Source organism: Acidobacteriota bacterium, assembly GCA_016196035.1.
Classification (GTDB): Bacteria; Acidobacteriota; Blastocatellia; order RBC074; family RBC074; genus JACPYM01.
The window spans coordinates 38430-55499 of sequence record JACPYM010000110.1 but is presented as its reverse complement, the minus strand read 5'-3'; the positions used below and the strand labels follow the sequence as shown (position 1 = coordinate 55499).

The following is a 17070-nucleotide window of genomic DNA, read 5'->3' as shown; positions in this document are numbered from 1 at the left end:
GCGATTATCGCGACGGCGCGCAAGTTCCTGGGGGTGATCTACCGGACGCTGAAGAACAAATGGGTGTTCGCAGACTTCCCCCATTTCGTCCTCGCCGAGGGCTAACAACCACCTCGGAGTAGACAACTCATCATAGGAGAGTTATGCGTGTTGTTATCAGAGTTAATGGTCGGGGTAATGCTTGGCCGCTTGAGCTTGGAGCAAATGGTACACGTCACCGGTTACATCGCTGCTCAGCTTTTGAGTATGCAAATACGTCGTTGTCCATCGTGGGCTACGCTTCCAAAGATGATGTCGAGCCTGAGTGGGAAGTGTTGTTTGACGTCGGCCAGGGCGTGGTGCCATTTTTGATCCAAACTAGCAATCGCCTTCCAGACGCCGTACTCATCAGCCATCCGCATTACGATCACGTTGCAGGTTTGGACTGGTTGGGGGCGAGCAATCGTCGGAATAGACAGGATAAAGCCAAACTTCCTATCTTTGCTACGACGCCTTGTTGGGCGGAGATTGCGGGCCGATTCCCGTGGCTCAATGCGGATTTTGCATTGAATGAGTTAGGGCTTCGCCAAAAAATAAGTATTGCAGCCGCTCCAGGGCTTTCTGTAACTGCTTTTCCAGTATTCCACGGGGCTTTTGCGCCCGGAGCCTGCTTGATGCTTCTTGAATACGAGGAGGGGGACAGTCACGCCAAAGCAATACTTAGTGGAGACCTGCTTACCCCACTTATTGCACCACACGACTATGATCTTCTGAGCGGAGCAGCAATCGCATATGTGGATACAAATACCCGGTTCCCATGGCCGAAAACTGGTCATTGGAGCCTTACTGACAAGGCGTCCAAAGGCGCGTTAGACACAAACCCACTGAAGACGTGGTTTGGTACGCAGGATGTTGACCGCCTTCTTGCGCCACACAAAGAAGCACAAGGATTTGAGGCGTTCTGCGAATCGTTCAAGAGTTCTATCAACTCGCTTCACGAGCTTTGTTGGTCAATAGATACTTTTGTTAAGTGGACAGCACCGCAATCAGTAGCGCTAGTTCATTACAGCGGTTACGAAGACGCAAAGGAACATAACGAACCCATCCTAACAGATACAGAACTCCTTGATTGGGTCAGTAGTGAGGCTTGTTCGAAAACGGTTTGGCGTGTGCCGCGTGTGGCTGACGAATTTGTGCTTCACAATGATGATTAATACGGTGACTCTAATTATGAAACGACGATGCTTTATTCAAACCCTTGCTGCCACGCCTGCCATGGCGTTACCCATCACTGCTGAACTACACGCGCAACAAGGCGCACCCGCACGTCCGGCGCCCACGACAGAGGACGCGCCGAAGCTGGAAATTGCTGCGCTGGATGTGGGCGGAGAAACGGTGCCGCGCTTTTTCAGCGCGCCGCAATTCGCTGCGTTGCGCAAACTGAGCGACATCCTGATGCCGCCGCTCAATGGCTTGCCGGGCGCGCTGGAGGCCGAGGCGCCGGAGTTCCTCGACTTCCTGATCGGCAAATCGCCCGCTGACCGGCAGCAGCTTTACAAGGCCGGGCTGGATGCCTTGAACGCGCAGGCGCTGCGGCAATTCAAGCAAGCCTTTGCCGAGGTGGACGAGGCGCAGGCTGCTACGTTGCTCGCGCCGTTGCGCCAGCCGTGGACGTATGAGCCGCCCGCTGATCCCTTCGCCCGTTTCTTGCGTGAGGCGAAACAGGATGTGCGCACGGCGACGCAGAATTCGCGCGCGTATGTGGCGGCGGGTGCCACGGGCGGACGGCGTGGCGGCGGGATGGGGCAGTATTGGTATCCGTTGGATTAACTCAGCCAGTAGTCAGTAGTCGGTAGTCAGTAGGAATTCTTCAAAGCGCGAAGAGGGCTGATCAACCGACTACCGACTACTGACTACTGACTACTCTCTTGGTGATTTAATGGCTGAAAAAGAATACGACGTACTCATCATCGGCTCTGGCGCTTCAGGCGGCATGGCGGCGTATGCGTTGACGCAAAAAGGCGTGAAGTGCCTGGTGCTCGACGCCGGGCCGTTGGTTGATTTCAATCGCCAACGCGGCCTCAAACCGGTTTACGAACTGCCTTATCGCGGCTTGGGCAAGCCGGGCAAGCTGCCGCACATTTATCAAGCCACCGAATTCAACGCTAATCAGTGGGTAGATCACGAGCAAGTGCCATACACCTACAGCACGAAAGTGCCGTACAGTTGGGGCCGCATTCGCATGATCGGCGGTAAGTCGAATTTCTGGGGGCGCATGTCGTATCGGCTGAGCGATTACGAATTCAAGGCCAAAGACCACGATGGTTACGGCGACAACTGGCCGATTAGTTATGCCGAGTTGGCGCCGTATTACGACCGCGTCGAACCGATCTTGCGCGTGTCGGGGCGTAAGGAAGCCTTGCCGCAATTGCCCGACGGCGTGTTTGAGGAAGACAAAACGCCCGATGGCGCGGTGATCGAGCGCCTGAACAAAACGGGGGCGGCGCGCGGGATGCGCATCACGAAAATCCGGCGCGCGCTGGGCGATGGGCAGTTGGCGAGTTCGGCGAATTTGTTATTGCCGGCGGCGCAGGCGACGGGGAATCTGACCATCGTGTCGAACGCCGTCGTGCGCGCCGTCACGATGGACAAGCAAACGGGCAAGGCGAATGGCGTGAGCTTTTTTGACCGGCAATCGGGGCGCGAGTTGCACGCCAAAGCCAAAGTCGTGGTGTTGGGCGCATCGTCGCTGGAAAGCACGCGCATCCTGCTGAATTCGGGCATTGCCAATTCCAGCGGGGTGTTGGGGCATTATTGGCACGATCAGTTTTACATCCCTGGCGGCGTGATCGGCGTCATCCCCGAAGCCAAAAACGGCAAAGCGCCGCGCGGTTTGATTGGCGGTTCGGGCGTGATCGTGCGGTTCCGTAATTTGAAAACGCGGGAGAAAGACTTCCTGCGCGGTTACGCCTGCGATGTGAATCCGGGCCAGACGCCTGACCCCAAGTTCTTTCCGGCCTGGGGCGCGGAACTCGAGGCGCAAGTTGCCAGCCATCGCGGCGCGGGCATCGGCACGACGATTATGGGCGAAACGCTGCCGCGCTTTGAGAACCACGTCAAACTCGATCCGAAAGTGACTGATGCCTGGGGCATTCCCGTCTTAAATTTCAACTGCCGTTATTCGGACAACGAACACAACATGGCGCGGGATGCGGTGGACACGATCAGCCAGTTGTTCACCGACAGCGGGTTTGAAGTGTTGCACCGCAATCCGGTGATGAACAACCCCGGTCGCAGCATGCATGAACTCGGCACCTGCCGCATGGGCGACAATCCGAAAACCAGCGTGTTGAACCGTTGGAATCAAAGCCATGACATCAAGAACCTCTTCGTCGTTGACGGCAGCAGCTTTGTCACGGGGGGCGCCCAAAACCCGACACTGACGATCATGGCGCTGGCCTGGCGCGCGTCAGAGCACCTGGCCGAACAGATGCGTAAAGGAGAGTTGTGAGGCGGTTGCGGATAGCATTTGGTGGCAGCCCTGCAAGGGCACAATTCAATAGCCGAGGGCAGCGCCCTCGGAAGGATGCAAATGATTGTGGCAGCCCTGAAAAGGCGAAATTTGATTTTCGCTTCCGCCCTTTCAGGGCTGGGTATGATTTTCGTGCTGACCGGGGGCGGCGCTTCGCTGTGCCCCCGGCTATTGAATTACGCCCTTCCAGGGCTTCACACAGCAACAAGATTGGGAAGCCCTGGTTGTTGGTGATGTTCATTGCAATGACACTTTGGACGGTTGCCGCACAGCCTCAGCAACAGCCGTTACCCGGCCCCGTGCAACCCATCGCGTTCAGCCACAAGCTGCACGCGGGCGCGCAGGGCCTGAAATGCGCGACGTGTCATAAGAATCCTGACCCCGGCGAAAGGATGGGCCTGGCGACGGCGGCGCTGTGCATGCAATGTCACGAAGACGTCAAAGCCGACAGCCCGGAGATTCAAAAGCTGGCGGCGTATGCCAAAGAAAAACGCGAACTCAAATGGCGGCGCGTTTATGAAATTCCGTCTTACGTTTATTTCAGCCATCGCGCGCATTTGAACGCGGGCGGCACCTGCGCCGAATGTCACGGCGAAGTCAAAGAGTTGGAACAGATGTACAAAGTCAAAGCAATCAACATGGCGAGTTGCGTCAATTGCCATCAGGCCAAAGGCGCGAGCTTTGATTGCACGTTCTGCCACGAAAAGATGAATTGAAATTCCTGGGTACACACCGCTTCCAGCGTGCAGACCTGGCGAAGGACGGATACAGGCCAGCGGGTTTCCCTTCGGCAGCGTTCCGTTTACTGCCAAGCCTGCACGCTGGAAGCGCTGCGTACCCAGGTATAACCGGAGGACAAATGAAATCACTTGAGACAATTTCCCGTCGCCCGTTTCTGGCACTAGCTGGCGCGGCTTCTGCTGCGGCAGCGTTTGGGACGCTCCCGGCGTTCGCCGCCAAAAAATTGCCCGTCGGCATCGAACTCTATGCCGTGCGCGATGAGTTGCAAAAGGACTTGATGGCGACGGTGCGCGCCGTCGCCAAGCTGGGCTATGAAGTCGTCGAGTTCTATGCGCCCTATTCGCTTTGGACGCCGGAATACGCCAAAGAAGTGCGCAAGCTGCTGGATGAACTCAAAATCAAATGCCTCTCGACGCACAATGGCGCGAATGTCTTCACGCCAGAGAATCTGCCGAAAGCGATTGAACTGAATCAGATCATCGGCTCGCAAACGCTAGTGATGGCGAGTGCCGGGCGCGTGGAAGGTTTGGACGGCTGGAAGGGCGTCGCCGATAAACTGACGCTGGCACAGGAGAAACTCAAACCGCTGGGCATGCGCGCCGGTTTCCACAATCACAAAATGGAATTTATGGCTATCGAGGGCAAACGCCCGATGGACGTGCTGGCCGCGAATACGCCGAAAGAGGTCACGCTGCAATTCGATGTCGGCACCTGTGTCGAAGCGGGCCAAGACCCCATCGCCTGGATCAACGCCAATCCGGGCCGCATCCGTTCGTTGCACCTAAAGGATTGGGCGGCGGGTTCTGAAAAAGACGAAAAAGGCTACCGCGTGCTGTTTGGCGAAGGCGCAGCGCCGTGGCAGAAAATCTTTGCCGCCGCCGAAGCCAAAGGCGGCGCGGAGTATTACCTGATCGAACAGGAAGGCAGCCGCTTCGGTTCGCTGGAAACAGCGGAAAAGTGTTTGGCGACCTATAAGAAACTGCATGCATAAGTCGCTGAAGCAATGCGGCAAGCAGCATCGCTGGCCGCATTGCTTCGGTTGGTTGTGATGATATGAAAATCTCTCGCGCTATCTTCAAACTGTCCGCGGTGCTGGGCGCTGTGTTGTTGCTGGCTTTTGGCAAGGCCGCGCCCGCAACAAGCGCTACAGAGAGCACCGCAGATTTCAACGTAACGACGGTTTACCTGGTTCGTCATGCCGAGAAAGCTGCGACACCGCCCGCCGATCCACCACTTACGGAAGCCGGTCAGGCGCGCGCCAAAAGTTTGTTACGCATCCTCGGCAAGGCGGGCATCAAGACGATTTACACCTCGCAATACGCGCGCACCAAACAAACCGCCGAGCCGCTGGCGCAAGCGTTGGGCATTGCGGCCACCGTCGTCCCGGTCAGTATGGACACGATGAATGCCAAAGAAATTGCCCCGCAATATCTCAAAGATATGGTCGAGCGTATTTATGCCCAGGCCGGGCAGAGCGTCTTGATCGTTGGACACAGCAACACCGTGCCCGCGCTGATCAAAGCCTTGGGCGGCGACATCGTGCCGACGATTGAAGACAGCGATTACGACAACCTGTATGTCGTGACTGTCGTTGCCAAAGGCCGTGCCAAAGTTGCGAATCTAAGGCAGTAGCTCCGCTTTGCTGGGCGCTGCCATTCAATAAAAATTGAAACGCATGGAGGTTGTGCGATGCGACCGAATTGGAAATTCAATTGGCTGGCGTTGGCGGCACTGGGTTGTGCGTGCGCGGTCGGCGGTCAAACGCAAAATGCACCACGCGCCGAAGTCGCCGGGATTCCCGTCAACTACGACGAAGCCAAAGTCGGTACGTACACGCTGCCCGATCCGCTGATGCTCACCAACGGCAAACCCGTGCGGGATGCTAAGACCTGGCAGCAAAAACGCCGCCCGGAAATCGTGCGCTTGTTCGAGGAAAATCAATTTGGCCGCAGCCCTGGGCGTCCGGCTGGAATGAGCTTTGAGGTGTTTGACAAAGGCACCCCCGCTTTTGACGGCAAAGCCATTCGCCGCCAAGTCATAATCTATTTTTCGCCCAAGAAAGATGGGCCGAAGATGGATTTGCTGGTTTACCTGCCGGCCAGTGCGACCAAACCCGTGCCGCTGCTGCTCAATCTAAGCTTCACCGCCAATTCCAATGCCGTCGCCGACCCCGGCATCAAGCCCGGCGAAATCTGGAACCGCGAGAAGCAACGCGTGCCTGCGCCGAAGGATGGCCGCTTCGGCAGTTTGAAAGTGCTGCCGTTTCTTGAAGCGGGCTTTGGCGTAGCCACGTTTTATTACGGCGATGTTGACCCGGACTTCCTGGGCGGCGTTCCCAACGGCGTGCGCGCGTTGTATCTCAAGCCGGGGCAAACCGAACCCGCGCCGAATGAGTGGGGCGCAATTGCGGCGTGGGCCTGGGGCGCCAGCCGGGCGCTGGATTACCTGGAAACCGACAAGGGCGTGGACGCCAAGCGCGTCGCCATCACCGGCGTGTCGCGCCTCGGCAAAACAGTGCTGTGGGCGGGCGCGCACGATCCGCGCTTTGCGCTGGTGATCGCCAGTTGTTCCGGCGAAGGCGGCGCGGCCATCAGCCGCCGCAATTACGGTGAGACGATCAAACATCTGACCGAGCCAACGCGCTACCCCTATCAATTCGCCGCGAATTACGGTAAGTACGGCGACCGTGTGAACGAATTTCCTGTGGATGCGCACCTGCTGGTGTCGTTGATTGCGCCGCGTCCGGTGTTGCTGCAAACGGGCGATACGGACGTTTGGTCTGATCCGAAAGGCGAATTCCTGGCGGCGGTCGCGGCGGAGCCGGTGTTCAAGTTGTTGGGCAAAGAGGGGCTCGGCACTACGCAAATGCCTGCCGCCGGACAGCCGATTTTTCACACACTCGGTTACGTGATGCACGCGGGCGGCCACGGGACGATCCCGTTGGATTGGGATTTGTTTTTGAAATTTATGCAGATGCACCTGCGATGAACTGAGGCGAATTCATGACTCTTCGATCAGCGGTGTTGGCAATTTTCGCGAGCTTGGCGCTGTTCAACATCAGCTTTGCTCAACAAAAACCTGTCGGCCAATTCGAGCACCACCAGGATGTGGGCGCGGTCGCGACGCCTGGCTCGGTCGTGTATGACGCTGAGAAGCTGACCTATACGATCACAGCCTCTGGCACGAATATGTGGGCGGCCAAGGATGAATTTCACTACGCGTGGAAGCGGATGAAGGGCAATTTCATCCTGCGCGCGCGCACGGAATTCATCGGCAAGGGCACAGACCCGCATCGCAAAATCGGCTGGATCATCCGCCCAAATCTGGACACCGAAGGGCCGCACGTCAACGCCAGTTTGCACGGCGATGGTCTGACGTCATTTCAATTTCGCCGCACCAAAGGCGCGCTCACTGAGCGCGTAGATTTCACCGAGAAAGGCTACGACGTGGTGCAACTCGAACGTGCGGGCAACAAATACATGATGTCCGTGGCACGGTTTGGCGAGACGTTCGTGACGAAAGAAATTGCGGATGTCTCACTCGGCGATGAGGTGTATGTTGGCTTGTATGTCTGCTCGCACAACAACGCGGTCACCGAAACCGCTGTCTTTCGGGATGTCGAAATCGTGATTCCGGCGCGCGAGAACTTCGTGCCTTATCGTGAATACATCGGCAGCAATTTGGAAGTCATGGATTTGGCGACGAACACGCGCAAGGTTTTGTATCGCGTCAAAGATTCACTGCAAGCGCCGAACTGGACGCGCGATGGCAAGGCGTTGATCTACAACCACAACAACCTGCTCTATCGCTTTGATCTGGCGACAAATACGCCGACGTTATTTGATACAGGTGACGTGAAGCGTAACAACAACGATCACGTGCTTACGTTCGATGGCAAGCTGCTGGGCATCAGCAGCACGAGCGCGGAAGACGGCAATGTCTCGATGATTTACACGCTACCCGGTAAAGGCGGCAAGCCGACCAAAGTGACGCGCAAAGGCCCATCGTATTTGCACGGCTGGTCGCCGGATAAAAAGTGGCTGGTCTTTGCGGGCCGCCGCAACGACGAATTCGATGTCTATAAAATCCCGGCCAACGGCGGCGAAGAGATTCAACTGACCACCACCAAAGGCGTAGACGACGGGCCGGAATTCACGCCCGATGGCAAATATATCTACTTCAATTCGTTTCGCACCGGTCTGATGCAAATCTGGCGCATGAAGCCGGATGGCAGCGAGCAGACGCAAATCACCAACGACGAATTCAATAACTGGTTTCCGCACATCTCGCCCGATGGCAAATGGATCGTGATGATCTCGTTCCCGAAAGACATCGCGCCTGGCGATCACCCGTTTTACAAGCGCGTGTATTTGCGCCTCATGCCGGTTGGGGGCGGGCAACCGAAAGTCATTGCGTATCTGTACGGCGGGCAAGGCACGATCAACGTGCCGTCGTGGTCGCCGGATAGTAAAAAGCTCGCCTTCGTCAGCAATACCGAAATCAAATGAGCAAGCTACACCTCCGGCACGTTCTGAGCGTTATTTTCTTTTGCTTGTTGTCCATTCCCGCTGTCTGGGCGCAAGAGAGCAAAGTCTTCGATGATCTTTTGCTTACGAGCCGGATACTTAAAAAGGAGATGAAATACGCCCTGTATTTACCTGCGGGATATGAAACTTCGCGCAGGCAATATCCGGTGTTGTATTTGCTGCACGGTGGCGGCGGTAATCACAGCGATTGGATTCAGCTTGGCAATATGCAAGCGATTGTGGATACGAGCGTGCGCGCAGGCCAATCCGATCCGATGATTATCGTCATGCCTGACGCGGAGATGACGTTCTATCTGAACAACATTCGCGGTGAATATCAGTACGAAGATTACTTCATCAAAGAACTGCTGCCCCATATCGAGAAAACCTATCGTTGCCGTGCGGGCAAGGCGTTTCGCTCTATCGCGGGCTTGTCTATGGGCGGTTTCGGCAGTTTGTTGTATGCATTGCATCACCCAGACTTGTTCCAATCTTGCTATGCGATGAGTGCGGCGGTACGCACGGACGAACAGATTAACCAGATGCCGCTGCCGGAATTTCAGCGCCGATATAGAAGCGCGCTCGGCGAGATCAAGGAAGGTGATCAGCGCATCACGGATTTCTGGAATCAGAACAGCATTCTGTCTCTCGTGAAAAACATGCCCGAAAAACAAAAAGCCGCAGTGCGTTTCTTTCTCGATTGCGGCGATGACGACACGTCGCTTTATACGGGAAATGGATTGCTGCACAACTTGATGCGCGACCTGAAAATCCCGCACGAATATCGCGTCAGAGACGGCGGGCATACGTGGGAGTATTGGCGGACGGGCTTGCCGGAAGCGTTGCGGTTTATCTCGCTCGGCATGCGTTGAGCGCAGAGGAAAGAAAGGCAGCGCGGATGAGGCGACAATATCACTCTCGTCAGGTTGATGGCCAGAGATTGATCTGGGATGTGCATCGCCTGATTGAACTGAGCCGTAACCTTCCAGTTCAGCAAATTGCGCTATCAGAAATTGCCGAACTGGACGAGCCGTTCTGGTTTGAGGAAGAGGCAAAACCCCTTTGTCGAGAAATTGCGCTGCACGCGAAACTGATCATGGAAACTGATTTGGCATACCCCATTATTCGTTCGTCCAATGGCAGAGTCATGGATGGTATGCACCGGGTCTGTAAAGCGTGGTTGGAAGACCGGCCAACCATTGCCGCAGTTCAATTCCAGCACGACCCTGCGCCCGACTATGTTGATGCCGATCTTGATGAATTGCCTTATGACGAACTGTGGTAACGAGGCCGATAAACACACTTTGAGGTTATACGTTATGAAAAAACGCTTGATGCTTTTGCTTGCCGCAATGCTCATCACGACCTATAGCTTTGCGCAAACGCCGCCGCCCGATGGCCTCGTCTCGCCCGAAGTGCATGCTGACGGCAAGGTCACGTTTCGCATTCGCGCCGCCAAAGCCGCCGAAGTCACGCTCTTTGGCGACTGGATGCCGGTTGGTTCCAAACAGCCGATGACCAAGGATGCCGAGGGCGTGTGGAGCACGACCATTGGCGGGATCGAGCCGACAATTCATCTGTATTCGTTCACGGTGGACGGCGTCACGCTGGCCGACCCGGTCAATCCGCGCGTCAAGCTGCGGCAGCGCACTTCGGCCAGCCTGGTCGAAATTCCCGCCAAAGGCGCGCCCTGGGAAATGCGCGATGTGCCGCACGGCAGCGTGGAGTCAAACTGGCTGCGCAGCGCTGTCATCAATGGCGAGACGCGGCAGGTGTTTGTGTATACGCCGCCCGGTTATGAAAAGAATCCGAAGCAGCGCTATCCCGTCTTGTATTTGCTGCACGGCAGCGGCGACACCGCCGAAAGCTGGACGCAGGTCGGCGCGACGAATTTGATTCTTGATAATCTGATCGCGGAGAAAAAAGCGAAGCCGATGATCATCGTGATGCCGCTTGGCCACGCCGTTCCGTTTGGTTCGCCGCGTGAAGTACAGGCGAAGAATGTGCCGCTGATGGAAGAGTACATGCTCAAGGATTTGATACCGTGGGCTGAGGCCAAATATCGCATTGCACCGGGACGTCAGAATCGTGCGCTGGCCGGGCTTTCGATGGGCGGCGGGCAGACGTTCGCCATCGGCTTTGGCCATTTGGATTTGTTCAGCGCGCTGGGTGTGTTCAGTTCCGCGCCGGGGCCGGATTTCGCTACGAAATTCAAAGCGTTGCTCAATGATCCGAAAGGCACGAACGCGAAGTTGAATGTGTTCTGGTATGGCAATGGTGACAAAGACCCTGTGTTCACACGGGCGAAGGAAGCTTCTGACTTGCTCAACAAATATCAAATCCGGCACACGTTCCGCGTCATCGAAGGCGGTATGCATACGTGGCCGGTGTGGCGCCGCTGTTTGAGCGAATTTGCGCCGCTGCTGTTTCAAGGCAATAAGACTGGAGCCTGAGATGACAGTTTTACCTTATGGCGAGTTATTAGCGATTTGTAGCTGGAGGGAGGTGGATTTAAGAGTAAAACTCTTTCAGCGTAGTGTGTGGTTGTTGGTGTTGTTGGCATTATTGCTTGTTCCCGAAAGTGCCAATGCTCAAGCCACGGAAAATCGTTTCGAGAAGAACGTACAAACCTACGAAGCCGCTGACAAAGCCGCGCCGCCACCCAAAGGCGCAATTTTGCTGGTCGGCGATTCGCAATTCTTTCGCTGGAAAACGCTGTCCGAAGATTTGCCTGATTACACCATCATCAATCGGGGCATTGATTCGTTTCAGTTTTCCGACATTCTCTCTTTCTTTGACCGCCTCGTGCTGCCTTACAAAGCGCGGATGATCGTGTTGCACGTCGGCGGCAACGACGTGCACAACGGCAAAACCGCCGAACAAGTGTTGGCGGACTTCAAAACGTTCGTGGCCAAGGTGCGTGCCACGCAGCCCCAAGTTCCCATCGCCTTTTCGAGCCTCACGCCGGGGCCGGGACGCTGGGACGAGGCCGACAAACGCAAACTCACGAACAGGCTTCTTAAAGACTACGTTGCGACGCAAAAGAATCTGCATTTCATTGATCTGTGGGAGGCGATGCTGACGCCGGACGGCAAACCGCGCGAAGATTTATGGGTGGCGGATCGCATTCATCCCAATCACGACGGTTATCTGATACGCGTCAAAATTATGCGCCCGCTGCTGGGCAAGCCGGATAAGCCGCTGGCGAAATGAAGCGGCGTGGCGTTGACTGACGGCTGGCGGTGTTCTTCCAAACCAAAAAAAATGGCGGTACGGAAGGCGCTAGGTTCATGGTTTAGATGAAGTTGGTATAGACTGTGCCCCAGTTGGTCAGACCGATTATTTAACCGATTGGTTAGAAGTTGCTGGAATCAAATCTACCCACTGCCAAGCACCATTAAACGAGGTTCGATGACGTCATGAGAGTTCTGGGGAACTGTGAGTTTTCGCGAAGCGTCCGTTACGGGAAAGCCTCGCTCGTCTTACTGACCGGCCTGCTGATCGGCAGCATGCTGGCCAACCCGAAAACCATTCGAAAAGTAGAAGCCACCTCGGCCCTTGCACAAGCCGCGACCCAGACGCTGCTGCAAGAGTTCTGCGTGCAATGCCACAGCGGTACGGCACCCAAGGCGGGCGTGAATATCGAACGGCTCATTTCGCACGACTCGATTGGCGAAGGCTTCCAACAGTGGGAAAAGCTGGCGGACGCGCTCGAACAAAAAGCCATGCCGCCCAAAGCCATGCCGCAACCCAGCGCTGAGCAGCGCGCGCAAGCCGTCCACTGGATTCGCACCAGCCTGGCCGCCTACGCGAAAAAGCACGACGGTGATCCGGGGCCGGTGACGGTCAGGCGGTTGACGAGCGGCGAATATGCTTACGCCCTCAAAGACCTGACCGGGCTTGAGCTGAATGTCGGGATTGATTCGTCCAGTGATGCGGTTGGCGGCGAAGGCTTCACCAATTTTGGCGACGTGCAATTCATGCAGGATGCCAATCTGGAGCGCTATCTCAACGCCGCCAAACTCGTGGCCGAGCATGCGGTGATTGGCGCGGGCCCGCTTGAATTCTTTACCGATCCGGGCAAGACAGGGTTTGAATTTGCGGCTGTCACCCGCATCAAGGAGATTTATGCCGCCAATGGCATTCGCACCGTTTCAGGCGAAGGTGGCAGGCCGTTCGGCTTGGAAAAATACGGGAAGGTTATGTTTGTCGCGTGGCAATACAAACATCGCGCGGCGCTCGGTGAAGCGACCGTGACCTTGCCAACGCTGGCCGCGCGTGAAGGTATCGCGCCGCGCTTTGCCCAGCACATCTGGCAAGTGATGAATAAGCCGGTGCTGGGTTATCCCTCGTCAGAAATCGTGGCGCGCTGGCGCAAATTGCCCATGCCTCCCGCGGATAAAAACCTAACTGCCATCCGTGCGGGTTGCGAGGACATTCAAAAATTCATGGTCACTTGGCCGAGCTGGCTCTTTGCGCGCGGCGACGTCGCTGCCGGTGGCGCGGGCGATGAAAGCCCGCTCGAATTCAGTGACCGCACCTTGGACGTGAAATCGCCGCATCGCTTCACCTATGTGCGCGGCGGTGGCAGGCCGGGCGCGGTGCAACCAGGCCCGGCGAAAATTTATTTCAATGTCGCCCCGGTAAATCCGGCGCTGGGCGACAAACCGGTCGTGATTTGGCGCAACCTGACGATTGGCTTTCGCCCGATTGTCCAGCGCGCGCAGGTCAAAGCCGGTGAATCCGTCGTCGTGCTGGCCGCCGATGCCGAAGCCGCCGCCAATTTGCGGCGCGGCATTTTGCCGCCGGGTGAGCGGCATACGTTGCGGTCGCTGGTCAGCGCTGAGACGGCGCAACGGCTGAATTTCGGCCACAGCCCTGACGGTACGCCCATCGGCCCGGACGATTTTGCTTCGGCAGGCTCGGTGATGTTTGAGGTGCCGCTGCCTGAAACGCCAATGTTGCTCAATTTGCAAGTGGATGCCGAGTTGGGCCAGGACCGCGCTCAAGTGTTGCGCATCGTGATTTCTGATCGCGCTGATGGCGGCACCAGAGGTCAGCCGACACGCGCCTTGGTGGGCGATATGAATAGCGCCGGTTACAAAGCCTTTCGCGCGGGCGTGACGGAATACGCCACGCTGCTGCCGCCCAACACGCACGGCGAACCGACGCCCGCCGACAAAGACCCGGTGCCTGATCCGTTCGACAACACCTACAACGTGCCGGAACACGATGAATTCGTGGTGAAGGTGAAATACATCCGCGACGATAAATTCGTAGTCGAAAACCTGCTCGACACCACGACGCGCAAACGGCTCGATCAAGCCTGGAACGATCTCTATGCGTCGTTTGAATACCACGACAACTATTTGCGGCTGCTGGCGAAGCATTTCAAGTACGACCTGCAAGGCAAAGGCATCGCGCAAATGGACAAGGCAACTACCGAATCCTTGCCCGCTGAGATGCGCAAATACGTCACCCCGCTGCGGCGCGAATACGACGCCGTGCTGGCGGCGCAAGCAGCAGCGCGCCCACATCACCTCACCGATTGCCTCGAATTCGCCAGCCGCGCCTGGCGGCATCCGTTGACGGAAACGGAAAAACTGAGCTTGCGCGCCTTTTACGAAAAAGCTTTCAGCGCCGAAGGCGATCACCGCAAAGCCATTCGCGCCGTGCTGACGCGCATCCTGGTCGCGCCGCAATTTCTCTATCGCGTCGAAGCGGTCAGGAATGCGGAAGTCGGAATACAGAAGTCGGAAAGCCATACACCAAGCGTCCAGCCACTGAAATCCTCTTTCAATCCGCAATCCACAATCCGCAATTCGCAATCCGAATTTCTGCCTCTTTCAAACTGGGAGATGGCGAGCCGTCTGAGTTTCTTTCTTTGGGCCTCGATTCCCGATGCCGAATTGCGCCGCGCCGCCGCCGCCGGTGAACTCACCGAGGCGCCTGGCATTCAGCGCCAGGTTAAACGCATGTTGGCCGACCCGAAGGCGCGGCGGCTGGCGACGGAATTCTTTGGGCAATGGCTCGGCTTTTATCATTTCGACCAGTTCAAAGGCGTAGACACGACGCGCTTCACCGAATTCACCGACGACGTGAAAGAGGCGATGTATGACGAAGCCGTTTCGTTTTTCGAATATGTGATTCGCCAAGACCGCCCCGTCCGTGAAATTCTCACGGCGGATTACACCTTCCTCAACCAAGACCTGGCCAAGTTTTACGGCGTGACGAAAGAGGTCAAGGCGACCGAGGCGCCCGAACTGGTCGAAGGCGCAAATGCTTTTCATCGCGGCGGCCTCTTGCGGTTGGGCGCAGTGTTGACGGCGACTTCCGCGCCGTTACGTACCAGTCCGGTCAAACGCGGCGATTGGATTTTGCGGCGCATTCTGGGCACGCCCGTGCCGCCGCCACCCGCCGACGCGGGTTCGTTGCCTGCCGATGACAAGATGTTCGGCGGTCTGTCGCTGAAACAGAAACTCGAACAGCACAAACGCAATGCAACCTGCGCCAATTGCCATTACCGCATTGATCCGCTGGGCTTCTCGCTCGAACGCTATGATTCGACCGGACGCTGGCGTGAGAAATACGCCGACGGCAACGCCATCGAAGATTCCGCCGCACTGCCCGACAAGTCAGAAATCGCGGGCGTGGACGGCTTGCTGAAATACCTGCAAACGAAAGACACCCAAGTGCGCAAAACGCTTTCATTCAAGCTGGTCGGTTACGCGCTGGGCCGCACGGTGCTGGCGTCGGATCAGTTGTTGATTGAACGCATGGCACAGGCGGGCGGCGACGCGACGTTTGCGCAGTTGGCGACAGAGATTGCGTTGAGCAAACAGTTCCGCAATCGCACGGGAAGCGAGGCAAATGCACCGCTGACTTCAACAAACAAGATCGCGCTCAAGACCGCAGCGAAACCACAAGGAGTTGGACAATGAACCAGGCCCATCAACCATCCCGCCGCAATTTCCTGCGCGGCGCGGGCGTCGCACTCACCTTACCCTGGCTCGAATCGCTACCTGTCTTCGCGCAAGACGGCAAGGCCAGCAACAAACCGCCGCTGCGCTTCGCGCACCTCTACTTTTCCAACGGCGTCGAACCGATTCACTGGTGGGCCAAAGGCACGGGCGGTGCGCTGGAATTCGGGCAGGCGGCCAAACCGCTCGCGCCGATTTGCAATGACATCGTTTTCTTGCGCGGTTTGTATCACCAGAAAGCCTTTGTCTCGACCAGCCCGCATCTGGGCCGCATGAACCTGCTGTCGGGCGCGCCGGTCAGCCTCGATCCCAAAGAGATTCGCGTCGGCACCTCGTTCGATCAAATCCTGGCGCAACGCATCGGCCATCAGACCGCGGTGCCGAGCATGGCGCTGGGCATCGAGCCGAACGAATTGCGGCTGGAAGACGGTCTTTCGATGATTTATGGCTCGAATGTTTCGTGGGTCTCGCCAACGAAACCAGCGACCAAAGAGATTTATCCGGCGCGCGTTTTCGATCAGCTTTTCGACGATGGCAAGGGTCGCCAGCTTGACCGCAGCATTCTTGACCTCGTACTGGCCGATGCCAAAGCGCTGCAACCGAAAATCAGCGGCAATGATCGCAAGAAACTCGACGAGTATCTGGAATCCATCCGCGACATCGAGAAGCGCATTGATCACGCGGCGAAAGAAGAGCGGCTGGAAGGTTGGAAGCCTACGCTCAAGCAACCCAACCTGCCGCGCCCCGGCGAACAGTTGCCGCAAAACATTCCCGAACACATGAAGCTGATGCTTGATTTGACGGTATTGGCCTTTCAGATGGACAAGACGCGGCTGGTTACGCTGATGCTCAACAACGATCTGTCGCAAATGAATTTCCGCTTTATCGAAGGCGTGCGCGGCGCGTTGCATCTCGATCTGACCCACAACGGCAAAGCGCCCGAACTGGAAGCGATGTATCTGAAGACCAATCAATTCCACATCCAGCAATTCACCTACCTGGTCGAAAAGCTGAAAGCGATTGACGAAGGCGGCACGTCGCTGCTCGACAATTCGCTGCTGATGCTGGCATCGAGTCTGTTTGACGGCGATGCGCACGGCGCCGACCAATTGCCCATCGTGCTGGCGGGCAAAGCGGGTGGACAGTTAAAGACGGGCCGCATTCTCGATTACCTCGACAAAGGCAATGACAAACGCAAAGCGTGCAGCCTGTTCCTGTCGGTGATGGACATGATGGGCGTACAGCTTGAGCGGTTTGGTGATGCAGACAGGCGGCTGACTGGGTTGTTGGCGAACGTGTCATAGCATCGAAC

At 56.8% G+C, this 17070-nt stretch carries 14 protein-coding genes and 1 pseudogene; all 15 read left to right on the top strand.

The features are described from left to right. Positions 1-105, top strand: a 105-nt coding sequence (locus HY011_31385; GenBank protein MBI3427452.1) for an IS110 family transposase, incomplete at its 5' end; no start/stop codon positions are given. A gap of 38 nt (positions 106-143) precedes the next feature. Next, positions 144-1193, top strand: coding sequence for an MBL fold metallo-hydrolase (locus HY011_31380; protein MBI3427451.1), 1050 nt, complete (start codon positions 144-146; stop codon positions 1191-1193). A gap of 16 nt (positions 1194-1209) precedes the next feature. Beyond that, a complete protein-coding gene (locus HY011_31375; GenBank protein ID MBI3427450.1) occupies positions 1210-1809 on the top strand; it encodes a gluconate 2-dehydrogenase subunit 3 family protein in 600 nt (199 codons plus the stop codon). Positions 1810-1918: 109 nt separating this feature from the next. Then, positions 1919-3490, top strand: coding sequence for a GMC family oxidoreductase (locus HY011_31370; protein MBI3427449.1), 1572 nt, complete (start codon positions 1919-1921; stop codon positions 3488-3490). A 254-nt stretch (positions 3491-3744) separates the two neighbouring features. Continuing rightward, positions 3745-4227, top strand: a complete 483-nt coding sequence (locus HY011_31365) for a cytochrome c3 family protein (protein ID MBI3427448.1) — start codon at positions 3745-3747, stop codon at positions 4225-4227. Positions 4228-4370: 143 nt separating this feature from the next. Next, entirely contained in the window at positions 4371-5243 is an 873-nt protein-coding gene (locus HY011_31360; GenBank protein ID MBI3427447.1) for a sugar phosphate isomerase/epimerase, read from the top strand. A 62-nt stretch (positions 5244-5305) separates the two neighbouring features. After that, positions 5306-5884, top strand: a complete 579-nt coding sequence (locus tag HY011_31355) for a histidine phosphatase family protein (protein ID MBI3427446.1) — start codon at positions 5306-5308, stop codon at positions 5882-5884. A gap of 153 nt (positions 5885-6037) precedes the next feature. Further along, positions 6038-7240: pseudogene (locus tag HY011_31350) on the top strand (acetylxylan esterase). Between the two features lie 14 nt (positions 7241-7254). Beyond that, on the top strand, positions 7255-8760 hold the full coding sequence (locus HY011_31345) for a TolB family protein (GenBank protein ID MBI3427445.1): 1506 nt from the start codon (positions 7255-7257) through the stop codon (positions 8758-8760). Continuing rightward, a complete protein-coding gene (locus HY011_31340) occupies positions 8757-9650 on the top strand; it encodes an esterase family protein (GenBank protein ID MBI3427444.1) in 894 nt (297 codons plus the stop codon). The genes HY011_31345 and HY011_31340 overlap by 4 nt, the downstream gene beginning before the upstream one ends. Before the next feature lie 26 nt (positions 9651-9676). Next, positions 9677-10063, top strand: coding sequence for a hypothetical protein (locus HY011_31335; GenBank protein ID MBI3427443.1), 387 nt, complete (start codon positions 9677-9679; stop codon positions 10061-10063). A gap of 34 nt (positions 10064-10097) precedes the next feature. Then, positions 10098-11231, top strand: coding sequence for an esterase (locus tag HY011_31330; protein ID MBI3427442.1), 1134 nt, complete (start codon positions 10098-10100; stop codon positions 11229-11231). Position 11232: 1 nt separating this feature from the next. After that, positions 11233-11991, top strand: coding sequence for a hypothetical protein (locus HY011_31325; protein MBI3427441.1), 759 nt, complete (start codon positions 11233-11235; stop codon positions 11989-11991). A 206-nt stretch (positions 11992-12197) separates the two neighbouring features. Continuing rightward, the gene (locus HY011_31320) at positions 12198-15719 is read left to right on the top strand and encodes a DUF1592 domain-containing protein (GenBank protein MBI3427440.1); all 3522 of its coding nucleotides are present in this window, start codon (positions 12198-12200) and stop codon (positions 15717-15719) included. Then, positions 15716-17062, top strand: coding sequence for a DUF1552 domain-containing protein (locus HY011_31315; GenBank protein MBI3427439.1), 1347 nt, complete (start codon positions 15716-15718; stop codon positions 17060-17062). The genes HY011_31320 and HY011_31315 overlap by 4 nt, the downstream gene beginning before the upstream one ends. Positions 17063-17070: the final 8 nt, after the last annotated feature.